15 protein-coding genes are annotated in these 16,997 nt (G+C 72.1%); 10 read left to right on the top strand and 5 right to left on the bottom strand.

The features are described 5' to 3' along the window. Positions 1 to 328 precede the first annotated feature (328 nt). From ACZ7KF_RS35015 to ACZ7KF_RS35035, 5 genes are all read left to right on the top strand, one after another. Complete coding sequence (locus tag ACZ7KF_RS35015; RefSeq protein ID WP_471084388.1) at positions 329 to 4,624, top strand: molybdopterin-dependent oxidoreductase; 4,296 nt, start codon at positions 329 to 331, stop codon at positions 4,622 to 4,624. 63 nt (positions 4,625 to 4,687) lie between these two features. After that, positions 4,688 to 5,644: an alpha/beta fold hydrolase gene (locus ACZ7KF_RS35020; RefSeq protein WP_471084391.1), complete on the top strand. Its 957-nt coding sequence runs from the start codon at positions 4,688 to 4,690 to the stop codon at positions 5,642 to 5,644. Between the two features lie 180 nt (positions 5,645 to 5,824). Then, on the top strand, positions 5,825 to 6,628 hold the full coding sequence (locus ACZ7KF_RS35025; RefSeq protein ID WP_471084393.1) for an alpha/beta fold hydrolase: 804 nt from the start codon (positions 5,825 to 5,827) through the stop codon (positions 6,626 to 6,628). After that, positions 6,628 to 7,917 (top strand): PP2C family protein-serine/threonine phosphatase, encoded by a 1,290-nt coding sequence (locus ACZ7KF_RS35030; RefSeq protein WP_471084447.1) that lies wholly within the window; start codon positions 6,628 to 6,630, stop codon positions 7,915 to 7,917. Before ACZ7KF_RS35025 ends, ACZ7KF_RS35030 begins: the two co-directional genes overlap by 1 nt. Then, positions 7,914 to 8,249, top strand: a complete 336-nt coding sequence (locus ACZ7KF_RS35035) for an STAS domain-containing protein (protein WP_471084396.1) — start codon at positions 7,914 to 7,916, stop codon at positions 8,247 to 8,249. Before ACZ7KF_RS35030 ends, ACZ7KF_RS35035 begins: the two co-directional genes overlap by 4 nt. A 15-nt stretch (positions 8,250 to 8,264) precedes the next feature. On the opposite strand, the gene ACZ7KF_RS35040 is transcribed toward ACZ7KF_RS35035, so the two are convergent. The 4 genes from ACZ7KF_RS35040 to ACZ7KF_RS35055 form a co-directional block, all read right to left on the bottom strand. Further along, a complete protein-coding gene (locus ACZ7KF_RS35040) occupies positions 8,265 to 8,441 on the bottom strand; it encodes a hypothetical protein (RefSeq protein WP_471084399.1) in 177 nt (58 codons plus the stop codon). 218 nt (positions 8,442 to 8,659) lie between these two features. Continuing rightward, positions 8,660 to 10,900: a S9 family peptidase gene (locus ACZ7KF_RS35045; RefSeq protein WP_471084402.1), complete on the bottom strand. Its 2,241-nt coding sequence runs from the start codon at positions 10,898 to 10,900 to the stop codon at positions 8,660 to 8,662. Next, the gene (locus ACZ7KF_RS35050; RefSeq protein WP_471084405.1) at positions 10,876 to 12,657 is read right to left on the bottom strand and encodes an N-acetylglutaminylglutamine amidotransferase; all 1,782 of its coding nucleotides are present in this window, start codon (positions 12,655 to 12,657) and stop codon (positions 10,876 to 10,878) included. The genes ACZ7KF_RS35045 and ACZ7KF_RS35050 overlap by 25 nt, the downstream gene beginning before the upstream one ends. A 168-nt stretch (positions 12,658 to 12,825) precedes the next feature. Continuing rightward, on the bottom strand, positions 12,826 to 14,019 hold the full coding sequence (locus ACZ7KF_RS35055; protein ID WP_471084408.1) for a carboxylate-amine ligase: 1,194 nt from the start codon (positions 14,017 to 14,019) through the stop codon (positions 12,826 to 12,828). Between the two features lie 253 nt (positions 14,020 to 14,272). Here ACZ7KF_RS35055 and ACZ7KF_RS35060 point away from each other — a divergent pair, with 253 nt between their 5' ends. From ACZ7KF_RS35060 to ACZ7KF_RS35080, 5 genes are all read left to right on the top strand, one after another. After that, positions 14,273 to 14,509 carry a hypervirulence associated TUDOR domain-containing protein gene (locus tag ACZ7KF_RS35060; protein ID WP_471084411.1) on the top strand — a complete coding sequence of 79 codons (237 nt, stop codon included), beginning with the start codon at positions 14,273 to 14,275 and terminating at the stop codon, positions 14,507 to 14,509. Between the two features lie 6 nt (positions 14,510 to 14,515). Beyond that, entirely contained in the window at positions 14,516 to 14,860 is a 345-nt protein-coding gene (locus ACZ7KF_RS35065) for a DUF3140 domain-containing protein (protein ID WP_471084414.1), read from the top strand. A gap of 110 nt (positions 14,861 to 14,970) precedes the next feature. Next, a complete protein-coding gene (locus ACZ7KF_RS35070) occupies positions 14,971 to 16,191 on the top strand; it encodes a spore photoproduct lyase family protein (protein WP_471084417.1) in 1,221 nt (406 codons plus the stop codon). Positions 16,192 to 16,257: 66 nt separating this feature from the next. Beyond that, entirely contained in the window at positions 16,258 to 16,614 is a 357-nt protein-coding gene (locus tag ACZ7KF_RS35075; protein ID WP_471084420.1) for a PRC-barrel domain-containing protein, read from the top strand. 46 nt (positions 16,615 to 16,660) lie between these two features. Then, positions 16,661 to 16,834, top strand: coding sequence for a hypothetical protein (locus tag ACZ7KF_RS35080; protein WP_471084423.1), 174 nt, complete (start codon positions 16,661 to 16,663; stop codon positions 16,832 to 16,834). A gap of 69 nt (positions 16,835 to 16,903) precedes the next feature. On the opposite strand, the gene ACZ7KF_RS35085 is transcribed toward ACZ7KF_RS35080, so the two are convergent. Beyond that, a partial coding sequence (locus tag ACZ7KF_RS35085; RefSeq protein WP_363093014.1) for a sigma factor-like helix-turn-helix DNA-binding protein occupies positions 16,904 to 16,997 on the bottom strand: 94 nt, incomplete at its 5' end.

The raw sequence follows: 16,997 nt of genomic DNA on the forward strand, positions 1-16,997 counted from the left end.
CCGATTTCCGCAGGTTCTGGCTACGGCCGGAGATTCTGCAACACGACCCGGGGCTTGCCGCAAGGCCCCCTGTGCGCTATATGTTGAGAGTGGCAAGGAGTGGGCGACCTCCTTGCCTTGGTTTTTTTCGGCCTCGTTTTCCGGCCTCGTTTGCCTGCCTTTTCCCGCCTTTTCTGCCGTCGCTCGTTCCTGTCTCGGCCTTTCCGTTCGCCGGCCTCGGGTGAGCCCTCGCCTCACACGGCGTCGCCGTACCGTGTGCGGGGCGCGTAACCCCCCGCGCGCCCGACGTGTGACGGGACCGAAATTCGGTCTTCCTACGGTGCTGGTCATGGCATCTGGCTCGACGGACGGCAGTGTCCGCACGGTCTGCTCGTACTGCGGCGTCGGCTGCGGGATCGTATTGGACGTGGTCCGCGACCCTGCCGACGGCCGCCGTCGTGCGACGAAGGCGTCCGGGGACCGGACGCACCCCGCCAACTTCGGTCGCCTGTGCACCAAGGGAGCGACCAGCGCGGACATGATGGCCGCCCCGGGACGGACGGGGAAGGCCCTGATGCGCGCCGAGCGGGGCGCCGAGGCCGTCGAGACGGACGTGGCCGAGGCCGTGGCGTCGGTCGCGGGCCGGTTGCGGGCGATCCTGGACGAGCACGGGCCGGACGCGCTGTCCTTCTATGTGTCCGGGCAGATGTCCCTGGAGGCGCAGTATCTGGCGAACAAGCTGGCCAAGGGCTTCGTGCGCACCCATCAGATCGAGTCGAACTCCCGGCTGTGCATGGCCTCGGCGGGCTCGGGCTACAAACTGTCGCTGGGCGCGGACGGCCCGCCCGGCTCGTACCAGGACTTCGACCACGCGGACGCGTTCTTCGTCATCGGCTCGAACATGGCCGACTGCCACCCCATCCTGTTCCTGCGCATGATGGACCGGGTGAAGTCGGCCGGCGCCAAGCTGATCGTGGTCGACCCGCGCCGCACCGCCACCGCCGACAAGGCCGACCTCTTCCTTCAGATCAGGCCCGGCACCGACCTCGCCCTGCTGAACGGCCTGCTGCACCTGCTGGTCGCGAACGGCCACATCGACGAGGAGTTCATCGCCGAGTTCACCGAGGGCTGGGAGGAGATGCCCGCCTTCCTCGCGGCCTACCCGCCCGAGGAGGTCGCGGAGATCACCGGCGTCCCGGAGGGCGACATCCGGCAGGCGGCGCGGTGGATCGGCGAGGCCGGCGCGTGGATGAGCTGCTGGACGATGGGCCTGAACCAGTCGACGCACGGCACCTGGAACACCAACGCCCTGATCGACCTGCACCTCGCGACCGGAGCGATATGCCGGCCCGGCTCCGGCCCGTTCTCGCTGACCGGCCAGCCCAATGCCATGGGCGGGCGCGAGATGGGTTACATGGGTCCGGGGCTGCCCGGCCAGCGGTCCGTGCTCGACGACACCGAGCGCGCCTTCGTCGAGCGCCTGTGGAACATCCCCGAGGGCTCCCTGCGCACCGAGGTCGGGCGCGGCACGATCGAGATGTTCGAGCGGATGGCCGCCGGTGACATCAAGGCCTGCTGGATCATCTGCACCAACCCCGTCGCCTCGGTGGCGAACCGCAAGACCGTCATCGCCGGTCTGGAGGCCGCAGAACTGGTCGTCGCACAGGACGTGTTCGCCGAGACCGAGACCACCGCGTACGCCGATGCCGTGCTGCCCGCGACGCTGTGGGCGGAGTCCGACGGCGTCATGGTCAACTCGGAGCGGAACCTCACCCTCGTCCAGGGCGTGGTCGACCCGCCCGGACAGGCGCTGCCCGACTGGCGGTTGATCGCCGAGGTGGCCTGCGCGATGGGCTTCGCGGAGGGCTTCACCTACACCTGCGCCGAAGAGGTGTTCGAGGAACTCAAGCAGGCGTGGAACCCCGCGACCGGGTGGGACCTGCGCGGGGTGACCTACGACCGGCTGCGCACCACGCCCGTCCAGTGGCCGGCCCCGGCAGCCGACGGCCCGGACCGCAACCCGATCCGCTACCTCAACGACGGTGTCAGCCAGCAACTGCGGGAGCACGCGGACGGCACCCGCCCCCGGCTGGCCTTCCCCACCCCGAGCGGACGCGCCCGCTTCTTCGCCCGCCCGCATCTTCCGGCGGCCGAACTCCCCGACGACGACTACCCGTTCGTCCTCAACACGGGCCGCCTCCCGCACCAGTGGCACACCATGACCAAGACCGGCAAGGTCACCAAGCTGGTGAAACTCGCTCCCGGCCCGTTCGTGGAGATCCATCCCGGGGACGCCGAGGCGCTCGGCGTCGCCGACGGCGACCACCTGGAGGTCGCCTCGCGGCGTGGGCGGGCCGTGCTGCCCGCCGTGGTCACCGACCGCGTCAGGCCGGGCTCCTGCTTCGCTCCCTTCCACTGGAACGACCTGTTCGGTGAGTACCTCAGCATCAACGCCGTCACCAGCGACGCCATCGATCCGATCTCCTTCCAGCCCGAGTTCAAGGTGTGCGCCGTCGCTCTCACCAGGACGGCCGCCCCCGTCCCGGCGGCGGGCCCGAGCACACGGCCGGAGACGATGCCCGCGACCGCCCCTTCGGTGCCCGCGGTGGCGGTCCCGGCGGACTCCCCCGTCCCCGCGCTCGCCACACTGTTCGGCGTCGGCGACCTCGCGCCCGCCGCGCTGGCCGAGCCGGAGCGCCGGTATCTCTCCGGCTACCTGGCCGGTCTCGCACAGTCCCCGCCCGACGGGCGCGTCCCCGTCCTGCCGCCGGGCGCTCCCTTCGACCCCGGGCACGCTCTGTGGGTCGACGGCGTCCTCGCGGGCATGTTCTCCCGCACGCCGGCCGCCGCCCCGCCCGCGGTTCCCGCACCGACCGCGGCTCCGGCCGCCGGCGCCCCCGTACCGGCCCGCCGCCTGGTGGTCCTGTGGGCCTCCCAGACCGGCAACGCCGAGGACTTCGCCGCCGGTGCCGCCGTGCTCCTCGCGGAGGCGGGCCTGGCCCCCGAACTGCTGCCCATGGGCGACGCGAGCCCGGACCACCTCGCCGCCGACGCCGACGTACTCCTCGTCACCAGCACCTTCGGCGACGGCGAGGCGCCCGACAACGGCGCCGGCTTCTGGCAGGCACTGTCCGCCCCGGACGCGCCACGGCTGCCGGGTGTCCGGTACGCGGTCCTCGCCTTCGGCGACTCCTCCTACGACGACTTCTGCGGCCACGGCCGCCGCCTGGACGAACGCCTCGCAGCACTCGGCGCCACCCGGCTCGTCCCCCGCACCGACTGCGAACCCGACTTCGAGGAGTCCGCCGAGCGATGGCTCGGCCTGGTGGTCACCGCTCTGGCGGCGACCGAGGACCGGCAGGAGGGGTCCGCGGCGGGGACCGAGGATCGGCACGACGGGCCCGCGGCGGAGACCGAGGATCGGCATGACGGGCCCGCGGCGGCGACCGGGACGCCCGGATCCCGGCCCGGCGTCACCTCGGCCGCCGCCACGCCCGCCCGCGCTCCCGCACCCGCGTCGGCCGGCCACACCAAGGCGTCGCCGTTCGCCACGCTGCTCGTCGGCAACAGGCTGCTGAGCCTGCCCGGTTCGCAGAAGGAGGTACGGCAGTTCGCCCTCGACACCCGTGCCGGGGAACTCGCCTACGACGCCGGTGACGCCCTGGGCGTGTGGCCGGTCAACGGCGCCGGACTCGTCGCCGAATGGCTGGCGCTGACCGGACTCGACGCCGACGAGCCCGTGGATCTGGGCGACGGCGCGCCGCTCCCTCTGAAAGAGGCGCTGCGCACCCGCCTGGACATCTCCCGCGTCACCACGGACCTGCTCAGGTTCGTGACGGAGCGGACCGGCAGTCACGAGCTGAAGCGGCTGCTGCGGCCGGACAACAAGGACGCGCTCGCGCAGTGGAGCTGGGGCCGCCAGGCCGCGGACGTCGTCGCGGGCTTCCCGCTCCGCGCGTCCGCCGCGGAATGGACCGCCGTGCTCCGGCGTCTCCAGCCCCGGCTGTACTCCATCTCCTCCAGCCCGCTCGCGCACCCCGGCGAGGTACGCCTCACGGTGTCGGTGGTCCGTTACACCAACGACCTGGGCCGCGACCGCAAGGGCGTGTGCTCCAGCTACCTCGCCGACTGCGCCGACGACGGCCCGGTCCAGGTCTTCGTGCAGCGCTCGTCGCACTTCCGCCCGCCCGCCGACCCCGCCACCTCCATGATCATGGTCGGGCCCGGCACCGGCGTGGCCCCTTTCGTCGGCTTCCTCGAGGACCGCCGGGCGCGCGGTCACACCGGTGCCAACTGGCTCTTCTTCGGCGAACAGCGCCAGGCCACCGACTTCTACTACCGGGAGGACCTGGAGGCCCACCGGGCGTCCGGCCACCTCGCCCGCCTCGACCTCGCCTTCTCCCGCGACCAGCGCAACAAGATCTACGTCCAGGACCGGATGCGCGAGAGCGGTGCCCGCCTGTGGCAGTGGCTCCAGGACGGCGCGCACTTCTACGTCTGCGGCGACGCGGGGCGCATGGCCAAGGACGTCGACCAGGCGCTCAGGGACGTCGTCGGCACGCACGGCGGCATGGACCCCGACGAGGCGACCGCCTACGTCAGGCGCCTGTCCGCGGAGAAACGCTACGTCCGCGACGTCTACTGAGAGCGCCTGCCGCCGCCCCGTGTCGCCACCGATCCCATGATCACGGCACGTACGCTCGTACCCATGGTCGAGCATCGCATGGTCGAGGTGAACGGGATTCGGCTGCACATCGCCGAACAGGGCGACGGCCCCTTGGTGGTGCTCCTGCACGGCTTCCCCGAGTCGTGGCACTCCTGGCACCACCAGTTCGGCCCCCTCGCCGCGGCGGGCTACCGCGTGGTCGCCCCCGACCAGCGTGGCTACGGGCGCAGCGACCATCCCGACGACGTCGAGGCGTACAGCATCTTCCACCTGGTCGGCGATGTCGTCGGGCTGATCCGGGCCTTGGGCGAGGAGACGGCGTACGTCGTCGGGCACGACTGGGGGGCGCCGGTCGCCTGGCACACCGCGCTGTTCCGGCCGGACGTGGTGCGCGGGGTGGCCGGACTGAGCGTGCCGCCGCCGTTCCGGGGGCCGCAGCCTCCGCTGCCCGCCATGGAGAAGATGTTCGACGGCCGCTTCTACTGGAACTACTTCAACCGCCCCGGCGTCGCCGACGCCGAGTTCGCCGCGGACACCCGCACCTCCTTGCGGAAGTTCTTCTTCTGGGCGTCCGGAGACGCTCCCGGCGGGGGCACGCAGCCACTGGTCGACCCCGAGCGCGGCTGGCTCGCGACCATGTCGGACCCCGAGGTGCTGCCGGAGTGGTTCTCCGAGGACGACCTCGACGCGCTCACCGAGAGCTTCTCGGGGGGCTTCACCGGGGCCCTCAACTGGTACCGCAACCTGGACCGCAACTGGGAACTGACCGCCCCCTGGCAGGGCGCCGTCGTCTCCCGGCCCGCCCTGTACGTCTACGGCGACCGTGACGTCGTCCCCGCCTTCCCCGGCACGCCCGCACTCATCGAGCGCCTCCCCACCCTCATGCCGAACCTGGTGCGCGAGCCCCTCGAACTGGCGGGCTGCGGTCACTGGACCCAGCAGGAACGTCCGGACGAGGTGAACGCGGCACTGCTCGACTTCCTCGACGCGTGTCCCTGACGCCGTCGCGCCGTGACGCCCACCCGATCCGATCGGGCACAGGTTGTCGGTTCGGGGAGGGTGCCCGCTGCATCCGCGAGCCGGGGCCCAGACGCGCGGGGACGGACCGACCTGGGCGGGTTCCCGGTAACGGTCCCGGGCCGTTTCGGAGGGGTACGTGATGCCTGCGAGACTGGTGGCATGGACATCGTTCGTAGGAACAACGTCACGGTCACCGGCAACCCGCGGGGGCGCACGGTGGTGCTGGCGCACGGTTTCGGCTGTGACCAGAACATGTGGCGCCTGACGGTGCCCGCTCTGGCCGAGGACCACCGGGTGGTGTTGTTCGACCACGTCGGCTCCGGCCGCTCGGATCCGTCCGCGTTCTCCGAGGAGCGCTACGCGTCTTTGGAGGGCTACGCCGAGGACGTCGTCGAGATCTGCGAAGCGCTGGACCTGCGCGACGCCGTGTTCGTGGGGCACTCGGTCAGCGCGATGATCGGGGTGATGGCCGCCGAGAGGGCCCCGGAGCGGCTGGGAGCGCTGGTGATGGTCGCCCCGTCCCCGCGGTACATCGACGACGACGGATACCGCGGCGGGTTCAGCGTCGAGGACATCGACGAGCTGCTCGCGTCGCTGGAGTCGAACTATCTGGGCTGGTCGGCGGCGATGGCGCCGGTGATCATGGGCAACGCGGAGCGCCCCGAGCTCGGCGAGGAGCTGAAGAACAGCTTCTGTGCCACCGACCCCGACATGGCGCGTGTCTTCGCCCGGACCACCTTCCTGTCGGACTCGCGGAACGACCTCGGGAACGTGAGGGTGCCGACGCTGGTACTGGACTGCACCCAGGACGCCATCGCCCCCCGGGAGGTCGGCGCCTTCGTCCACCGGGCGATACCCGGCTCGGTCCTGGTCACGCTCGACGCGACCGGACACTGCCCGCACCTCTCGGCGCCCGAAGCCACCAACCAGGCGATCCTGGAATTCCTGTCGGTGTCCCGATGATGTGCGGCACGGGGCAGCGGCCCGACCCGTACGACGCCGGCGGCGAGGGGGCGCCGGACGCGGCGTTCGCCGCGCTGCTGGAGGACGGCGCGGCGGAGCTGTACGAGAGCGCGCCGTGCGGCTACCTGTCCACGCTGATGGACGGCACCATCGCGAAGATCAACGCCACACTGCTGGGCTGGCTCGGCCGCGAGCGGGAGGCGGTGGTGGGCCGGATGCGATTCACCGACCTGCTGACCGTGGGCGGCCGGCTGTACCACGAGACGCACTTCGCGCCGCTGCTGCGGATGCGGGGCGAGGTCAGCGGCATCGCCCTGGAGATCAGGCAGGCCGACGGTGCGCGGATGCCCGTGCTGATCTCCTCCGCGGTCAAGTACGGCACCACCGGCGAGCCGCTGCTGATCCGCACCACCGTCTTCGACGCCCGGGACCGACGTGCCTACGAGGAGGAACTCCTGCGAGGCCGGAAGGCGGCCGAAGAGGCCCACCGACAGGCGGAGGCCGATCGGGCCCGGTTGCAGGACGCCTTCGCCGTGCTCCAGCAGTCGCTGTTGCCCGACACGCTGCCGCCGGTACCGGGAGTCGAGACGGCCGCCCACTACCACACCGCCTCCCCCGACCGGCTCGGCGGCGACTTCTACGACGTCTTCCCCGTCGACGGCAAGCGCTTCGCCTTCTTCCTCGGGGACGTGTGCGGCAAGGGACCCGAGGCCGCGGCGGTCACCTCGCTCACCCGCTACACCCTGCGCGCCGCCGCGGTCCACGACTCCGACCCCGTGGCCGCCCTGTCCACCCTCAACAGGGTGCTCCACGAGCGCTACACCGGCAGCGGCGACCCGCGCTACTGCACGGCCGTCTTCGGCACGGTGGAACCCCACCCCACGACCGGTGAGGTCACCATCCGCCTCGCCTCGGGCGGTCACCCTCCGGCCCTGGTCCTGCGTGCCGACGGCACGGCCGGGTTCCTGCCCACCCCCGGCGGCCTCCTCGTCGGCATCCTTCCCTCCGCCGACTTCGTCACCGCCACGACGGTCCTCGCTCCCGGCGACACCCTGCTGCTCTACACCGACGGTCTCACCGAAGCCCGCACCGGCAAGGGCCGCAAAGGCCTGTACGGGGACGAGGCGCTGCTCGCCTTCGCCGCCGGGCAGGCGGGCAAACCCCCGCACGACGTCGTAGAGGCTCTGACCGATCTGCTGCGCGGTTTCGGCGACGGCCTCGACGACGACACGGCCCTTCTCGCCCTGGGCGTGCCCGCGCCCGCCCCTCGGCAGGACAGCCCACGATGAGCCCACTGAAGATCATCACGCGAGAGGCCCCGGGCGGTCCCGTCCTCGAAGTCGCCGGTGAACTCGACTACACCAGTGCCCCGCACCTGCGTGACCTCGTCGGCAGGATCGCGCTGCAGCCGGGCCGGCGACTCGTTCTGGACCTGGCCGGCATGGAATTCTGCGACTCCAGCGGCATCAGCGCCCTGATCGCCGCCCGCCATCACGCCCACGCCGCCCACGCGGAGATCGCGCTCGCGGCCGTCCCCGAGCACACGCTCCGCATCCTGCGCATCGTCGGCCTCGACCAGATCTTCCCCCTCCACCCCGACAGCGACTCGGCCGCCCCCTGACCTCCGTCGCGCCCGTCAGTGTCTGCGGCCACGCACCGTCCGGCCGCTTCCCAGGCCGGCGAGGTGCAGGGCCAGAACGGCGAGACCGATGAGCATGATGTTGGTCTGGGTGAAGACGTCGTTGGTGGAGATGTCGGCGGCGTCGATCAGAAACGCGATGAAGAACAGGGCCGCCGCAACGATGGCCAGCATGGGTTTCGTCCTCCCGCTCGGGTGGGGCACGGATGTGCGATGCACTCCGGATTCCCCCCACCCGGCCGTCCAAGCGACGGTGTGCGAAGCTTCGCCGGGACGGAAGCGCGGCCGCGCCGCGTCGCCGCCGGAACACCTCGCCGCCCGCGGGACCTCCCGACAGGGCGACGGCGGGAGCGGTGGCGGCGGACGCGCGACCGAGGCCGGGCCCGGCCGGGTCAGCCGGTCAGGTGCCGCTGCAGCCAGTCGGCGGCGGAACGACGGAAGAGCCGCCGGTTGTCCGCGCGGAGGAAGTCGTGGCCCTCGTCGCGCAGGGTGAGCAGTTCGGCGGTCAGGCCGCGTTCGCGTGCGGCTCGTACGAACTGCTCCGACTCCCCGGGCGGCACGTTGGTGTCGTGCTCCCCGTGCACGGCGAGCACCGGCGCGCGCAGCGCGTCGATACGGCTCATCGGCGAGAGCGAGTGCAGCAGGTCGCGGTCGCGCTCGGGGTGGCCGTACTTGTGGGCCGCCGACTGCGCGATCCAGGGCTCGGTGCCCTCGAAGAACGTCGCGAAGTCCGACATGCCGCACACCGCCACTCCGGTGCGGAACAGTTCCGGGTGCCAGACGAGGCAGGCGAAGGTGAGATAACCCCCGTACGAGCGGCCCATGACGGCCAGCCGGGAGGGGTCGGCCGGACCGGCCAGCACCGCGTGCGCGGCGCAGTCGGCCACGTCCTCGATCGCGGCGAAGCGGCCGTCGGCCAGGTCAGCGTCGACGAACGACCGTCCGTGTCCGCCGGACCCGCGTACGTCGGGTGCGAAGATGTCCAGTCCCCGCCCCAGGATCTCGTGGTAGAGCGGATTGAGGACGGGACGTTCCTGCTCCTCCGGGCCGCCGTGCAGATGGATCACGCAGGGCGCCGGTTCGCTCGGGCCGCGCCCCGGCGCCCGGTAGTACCACCCGTTGAGCGGCAGCCCGTCCCGTGCGGTCAGCCTCAGCTGAAGCGGTCGCACGGGCGGGCGGCCCGGGGGAACGGCGTCCTCGTCCCGCGACGACCACGGGGTGCGCGCCAGGGACGTCCTCTCGGGGAGCCACCACACGCCGGGGCGGCGCTGGGAACCGGAGAGGGCCAGCAGCAGCCGGGGGCCGGCGTCCACGATGCGGGTGGCCACCTCGTGGGGCAGGGGCACCGGCCGGGGCGGACCGACCGCGACCCCGGTCGCTCCGGGCGCGTGGGTGTCGAGGACCTCCACCTCGCTCACGCCCCGGACGTTCCAGGCCAGTACGGCGGTACTCCCGTCGTGGGCGCAGTGCAGCAGTTCCAGGTCGCTGTCCTCGCGCGCGGCCGCGACGGACCACCCGTGCGGCTGCCCGTCCGGATCCAGTTCGGCGGCGAGCAGGACCGCGAACTCCCGGTAGGCGTCGCTGCGCAGCCAGAGGGTGTCGGCGCGGGGCGAGAACGCGCCGATCCACGGGTCGCCGTCGGCCACCGGCACCACGCAGGTGAGGGTGCGGTCGTCGGTGCGCAGCACCAACGCCTCGCGCCGTCCGCGGGGTCCGCGGCGCAGCAGCGCCAGGCCGCCGTCCCGGCTGAGGTCGCACACGCGCAGGGTCGCCGCGTCCTTCTCGGCGGCGAGCAGGACGGGGGCGGAAACGCCGTCGGGGTCGATGAGATACGCCGACAGTCCGTCGCCGAAGCCGGCCGCCGGTGCGGGGTGGCCCTCCCACGAGGCGCCCGGGGCCGTAGCGTCGGTGGCCGCCGGGGGCGTCGGCCATCCGAGTCCGCTCTCGTCGTGGGGTGCCCCGCCGAGGAGCACGGCATCGCCGTCCCGGCGTGGCCCCCCGGACGGCAGAGGGCCGGCCGGCAGCCCGGTGGTTTCGGCCGCGCCGGGCTCCGGCGCGGCGGCCAGGGGCGGGGGTACGGCGGTGGGGACCGCCACGGTCACCGCGACGGCCGATCCGTCATGCGCCCAGCAGCCCAGATGGGCCGAGCTGCCCGGCTCGGCCCCGGCCAGGATGTGGCGGTCGGTGCCGTCGGGGCGTACGCACAGCACCCTCAGGTGCTCACCGCCACCGGGAGCCGTGGTGTAGGCGATCCAGCGGCCGTCGGGGGACCAGGACACCTCCTGGACGGGATCCGGTTCGCTGTCCAGCAGGCGCACCTCGTCGCCGTCGACGGGCCCCACCCACAGCTGGGGCACACCGCCGCGGTCACAGATGTACGCCACCTGGGCGCCGGCGGGGTCCGCCGAGGGGTACCAGCAGCCGTGGGCGACCAGCCGTATCGGCGCGTCGCGCGGTCCGGCGGCGTCGGGCAGCGGGATGCGGGCGGGGGCGGCGAAGGCGGGGGCACGGCCGTCCGGGGCCGGTGGCGCCGGACTGGCACGCGGCGTCGGACGGCCGGCGGCGGCCATGCCCAGGCCGACCGTGCCCTCCGCGGCACGCCAGTCGGTCAGATCCCGTGCGTCTGCAGCCATATCTCCAGCAAAGCCACTTGCCACAGTGCGTTCGCTCCGCGCTTGGTGCGGTGTCGGTCGGGGGCCGCCAGGAGCTCGGCGAGGTAGGAGTCCTTGAAGAGTCCGCGCTGCCTGGCCTCGGGGGCGTTCAGGGCCTCGCGTACCCGCTCCAGGACGGGTCCTGCCATATGGGTGATCGCCGGGACGGGGAAATAACCCTTGGGGCGGTCGACCACCTCGGGGGGCAGCAGTTTGCGGCCGGCGTCCTTCAGGACGCCCTTTCCGTCGTCGGCCAGCTTCAGTTCCGGAGGGCAGGCGGCCGCCAGCTCCACCAGTTCATGGTCCAGGAAGGGCACGCGGGCCTCCAGCCCCCAGTCCATGGTCATGTTGTCGACCCGCTTCACCGGGTCGTCCACGAGCATGACATGGGTGTCGAGCCGCAGGGCCGCGTCGAGAGCGGTCTGTGCCCCCGGCACCGCCATGTGCTCGCGGACGAACCGGCCGGAGACGTCGTCAGGGGGCAGCACGTGCGGCTGGAGCATGGCGGCGAGGTCGGCGTGCGACCGGTCGAAGTACGTCTCGGCGTACCTCTCCGGCTCCTCTTCGCGGGACGCGGAGGCGAGGCGCGGGTACCAGTGGTAGCCGGCGAACACCTCGTCCGCGCCCTGACCGCTCTGCACGACCTTCACGTTCTTGGCCACCTGCTCGGCCAGCAGGTGGAACGCCACCACGTCGTGACTCATCATCGGCTCGCTCATGGCAGCGACGGCTGCGTCCAGAGCCGTCGACACCCGCTCCGACGGCACCACCAGCTGGTGGTGATCGGTGGCGAACTCCTTGGCGATCAGGTCGGAGTACCGGAACTCGTCCCCCTCGGTGCCGCCCTCGGACTCGAAGCCCACGCTGAACGTCGCCAGGTCCCGCTGCCCCTCGTCGGCCAGCAGCGCCACGATCAGGCTGGAATCCAGGCCGCCCGAGAGCAGGACGCCGACCGGCACGTCGGCGACCATCCGGCGCCGTACGGCGGTACGCAACGCGTCGAGCACCGCGTCCCGCCATTCGCTCGCGCTCATGCCCTCGTGCTCGGCACGGCGCGTGTACGACGGCTGCCAGTAGCGGTGGTCCTGGCAGGTGCCGTCCGGCTCGACGACCCGCACGGTGGCCGGCGGGAGCTTGCGCACCCCGGTCACGATGGTGTGGGGTGCGGCGACGGTGGCGTGCCAGCTGAGGTACTGGTGGACGGCGACCGGGTCCAGCGCGGTGTCGACGCCGCCGCCCGCGAGGAGGGCCGGCAGGGACGAGGCGAAGCGCAGCCGTCCGGCGGTCTGCGACAGGTACAGGGGCTTGATGCCGAGCCGGTCGCGGCCCAGGACCAGGCGGCCGGTGCGGTGCTCGACGATCGCGAAGGCGAACATGCCGTAGAAGCGGTCGACGCAGGCGGTGCCCCACTGCCGGTACGCCGCGAGGACGACCTCGGTGTCGGAGGTGGACCGGAACCGGTGGCCGAGGGCCTTCAGTTCCGCGCGCAGTTCCGCGTAGTTGTAGATGCAGCCGTTGAAGACGCCCGTGACCTCGTGCCGGGCGTCGGTCATCGGCTGGGCCCCGTGCTCGGAAAGGTCGATGATCTTCAGTCGCCGGTGCCCGAGCGCCACGGCGCCCCGTGTCCAGATTCCCTGACCGTCGGGGCCGCGCGGGGCGAGCCGGTCGCTCATGCGCTCCACTGCCGCGAGGTCGGGCCGCGCGCCGTCGAAGCGCATCTCTCCGCTCAGACCGCACATGGGACAGCACCTCCCTGTGCGTGCGGGTTGCGCAACGAGGGGAGGTGCGCGGCCCCGGCCGTCGGTGTCTGGTCGGCGCTGGTTGCCATGGTGTTCGTCTCTCCTTCGGAACGAGAGCCTGTCCGGGTGTCTCGGTGCGGCGGCGGACGTCGTCGTGCGCGAGGCGCCTCAGGGGCCGGCGATCCGCGCGGGGCGGGCGGCGGGGGCGTCCTGGCCGGGCCGCCGCAGGGGGGTGACGCGCCCGCTGAAGTCGGTGACGGGCCGACGGCGCCGGTGGGCGGCGCCGCGGGTCTCCGCGATCGCCAGATCGGTGCAGGCCAGCAGGTCCTCGGCCACGGCCGTGCGGCGCATGCGGTCGGCGGCGCTGCCGTCCTTGAGCGCCCTCTCCGCGAGGTCCCGTACCGTCTGCCAGTCCCCGGCCGCTTCCAGCGCCGGCCGCACCCGTCGGAGCAGGGCGCCGACGACCTGCGCCGCGGACGCCTCACGGCGGGTGTAGGGATCGATCAGGGTTCCTTCGAGGCCGGAGCGCGCGGCCCGCCAGGACGCGGCGCGCAGCCATTCGTGCCGGCCGTCGCAGGCGCGGCCCCGCGTCCTCTCCAGCCGCTCCCTGGCATCGGTCACCAGGGCCCGGAAGAGCCCGGCGATGAGCACGACCGTCTCGGCGCGCGGGCAGGCGTCGCAGATACGCAGCTCGAGGGTCTGCTGATGGGCGGAGGGGCGTATGTCGTGGTAGATCATCCCCGCGTCGCCGATGACGCCCGAGTCGATGAGGCCCTGTACGGCCGCGTCGTACTCGGCCGCGTCCGCGAAGCAGCCGACCGGCCCCGCGGTGGGCCAGCGCTGCCACAGCATCGTCCGCCAACTGGCGTAGCCGGTGTCGGCGCCCAGCCAGAACGGCGAACTCGCGGACAGCGCCAGCAGCACGTGCAGCCACGGTGAGACCGCGCACATGGTGCGTACGGCCAGGTCGCGGTCGGGGGCGTCGACGTGGACGTGGGTCCCGCAGATCAGCTGCTCGTCGGCGACCATGCGGTACTGGTCGAACATGCGGCGGTAGCGGTACCCGGACGTGGGCTGGACGTCGGCGGTGCTGGCGAGGGGAACCGTTCCGGCGGCCACCGGGGCCAGTCCGTGAGCGGCGGCCGCGGCATCGAGCTGACGCCTGGTGCCGACGACGTCGCCGTAGAGGTCGCCGAGCGATGTGTGCACACCGCTGTTCGACTCCACGGTCGCCTGCTGCAGTTCGGTCGTGAAGGTTTGTCTGGGGAGCCTCTGCAGCACGGTGTCGGCCCGTGGCACGAGCCGGCCCGTCTCCGTCTCGACGATGTGGAATTCCTCTTCGACTCCGATGCGCGCGGTCACGGCACTCCTACGGGTGACGGACGAGAACTGACTGCATCGCCCCCCTCCCGCGTGGCGGGTGGTGCGCGACGCATCTCCGACTTCCCAATTGGCTCAGTACTAAGCAGGCGCTGCTCGGGAGAGAGTGCTTCATCACAGATGAGCGCGCAGCGGGGCCCTCCACCGCGCACGTGGTGCGCCGCGGATGCGGGGGGCGTCTCCTGCCAGCAAGGTGGGTAATCGGACCACTACCCCCGCGGGAGAGGAATACGACATGGCCAGGGCCAAGGGCTCTTCCGGCAAGCGGGAACCGTCCAAGGGCGACAAGGTCGCCTGGAGCAGCCACGGCAGCGAGACCTCGGGGACCGTCGAGAAGAAGATCACCAAGCGCACCGAGGCGGCCGGACGCACCGTGGACGCCTCGCCCGACGACCCGCAGTACGAGGTGCGCAGCGACAAGTCCGGCCGCACGGCCGTGCACAAGCCGTCCGCCCTGAAGCGGAAGAAGTAGGCGGGCATGGGAGGCGGTGACGGCGAGCACCGTGAGACCTGGGACGCCTTCCGCGAACTGGTGAACATGACACCGTCCGGACTGGAGCAGTGGCTGGCGACCGAGGACTCCCGAGCGGCGGGCCAGCACAAGGACGGGGGCGAGTCCACCGGTCACGCCTCCGGGCGGGCCATCGTGGACATCCTCCGGAAGAAGCAGGGCGACCTCTCGGACGCGGACTATGCCCATATGCGGAAGGTGACCGGTTACATCCGCCGTCACCTCGCCCAGCGTCCCTCCGGGGACGTGCGCGACACGCGGTGGCGCCACTCGCTGATGAACTGGGGCCACGACCCCCTGGAGGAGGGCTGAGGGCCGACTGGGCGCGAGACGCGCGGCCCTCCGCCGGGCACCGGCCCCCGCCCGGCGGGTGCCTACAGTGGAGTGAGGCCTCCACCCCCGACATCCCGAGCGGAGCACGTATGAGGTACCCCTCCGCCGGACCGGACGGCGGCCCCGACGCCCTGTTCGACCTCGACTCGCTCGACGCCGCCGCGGCTGCGGGAGCGGGCACGAGCGAGCGAGGCGGCCGGGCCGCGGAGCACGGTTGCGGGGACCGCCCGGCCTTCCGGGACTCGCCCGCGGCCCGCCGCCTGCTGCCCGTGCGGACCCTCTATGCGGAACCTGCCGCCGCCGCGTCCCCGCGCGGCCGGCAGATCCTCGCCCGCTTCCCGGACGCCGAAGTGATCGAGGTGGACTCCCACTGGCGCATTCCCGGGCTGCACGGCAACGAGGGGAACATCGAGCGCTGGGTGCGCGTGAAGGGCGAGACGCTGGTCCTGGGCGAGAAGAAGACGCTGGCCACGCGACCCAACGGCCGCTCCGCCGACTGGATCGCCCCCGGCCCCTCCAACGGCTGCGCCCTGGCCTGCGCGTACTGCTACGTGCCGCGCCGCAAGGGATACGCCAACCCCATCACGGTCTTCACCAACATCGACGGCATCATCGCCCACCTGGCACGCCACATCGCACGTCTGGGCCGCAAGCGGGAGCCCAACCAGTGCGACGAGTCGGCCTGGGTCTACGACATCGGGGAGAACGGCGACTGCTCGGTGGATGCCCTGGTCTGCGACAACACCGCGGATCTCGTGCGGGCCTTCCGCCGGTGGCCCTCGGCGAAGGCGTCGTTCGCCACCAAGTTCGTCAATCCCGACCTGCTGACGCTGGACCCGCGCGGCCGGACGCGTATCCGGTTCTCGCTGATGCCCGCGGCGGACTCGCGGCTGCTGGACCTGCGGACGTCTCCGGTGGACGAGCGGATCGCCGCATCGGCGGACTTCCTGGACGCGGGCTACGAGGTCCACTTCAACCTCTCCCCCGTGGTGCTGCGGCCCGGCTGGGAGCAGGCCTGGACCGAGCTGCTCCGGCAGCTCGACGACGTCCTGCCCGACCGGGTCAAACGGCAGGCGGCCGCCGAAGTGATCATGCTCACCCACAACCGGGAACTGCACGAGGTGAACCTGGGCTGGCACCCCCGCGCCGAGGAGGTGCTGTGGCGGCCCGCCCTGCAGCAGGGCAAACGCTCGGAGAACGGGGCGCTGAACGTGCGCTACGCCAACCGGGTCAAGGCGGAGGCCGTGCACACGCTGACCGGCCTCGTGGCGGCCCATGCGCCCTGGCTGCGCATCCGGTACGCCTTCTGAGGGCTTCGAGGGCGTCCGCGAACATCTCCGGCGTGTCACGGGGTACCCCGTGCACAGGAGGTTCTGATGTTCGAGGCATCCGACATCCGCGAATGGCGGGGTCATGACGTTGTCGACGCGGACGGGCACAAGATCGGCGTACTGGAGTCGGTCTATGTGGACACCAGCAACGACCAGCCGTTCTTCGCCACGGTGACCATCGGTCTGCCCACCCGCCGCCGACTGGCGTTCGTCCCCCTCGGCGGTGCGACGGTCGGTCCGGGCTACCTGAAGGTCGCCCACGGCAAGGGCCGGGTCAAGAAGGCTCCGTCGATCGACACCGACGGCGAACTGGCCGCCGCCGACGAGCCGGGGATCTTCGCCCACTACGAGCTGGCCTACGAGCCGGGCGCCGGCGGCGAGCGGCGGCTGGCCCGCCGCTGACCACCGAAGCCACCCCGAATGATCTCAGGAGTTGTCAGGAGATCCGATGATTGTGTTCCTGTTGCTGATCCTCGTGGCCCTGATCCTGGGCATCATCGGATTCGCCGTCCATGGCCTGTTCTATCTGCTGGTCATCGGCGCCGTCGTCCTCGTCGTCGCTCTCGTCTACGCCGCGATGCGTTTCCGCCGGGGCGGCAGGAAGCACCGCCTCGCCCGTTGAGGCCGCCCCGACACCGGAACGCTCCGGGCGCGGTTGCGTCCGGAGCGCCGGCCTGTCGCGTCGTGAGGCTCAGCTGGTGCTGAGCATGCCTTCGCGCAGTCGGGCCAGGAGGCGGCTGATCAGGCGGGAGACGTGCATCTGGGAGACCCCGAGACGCTCGCCG

Source organism: Streptomyces sp. NPDC038200 (genome assembly GCF_055600785.1).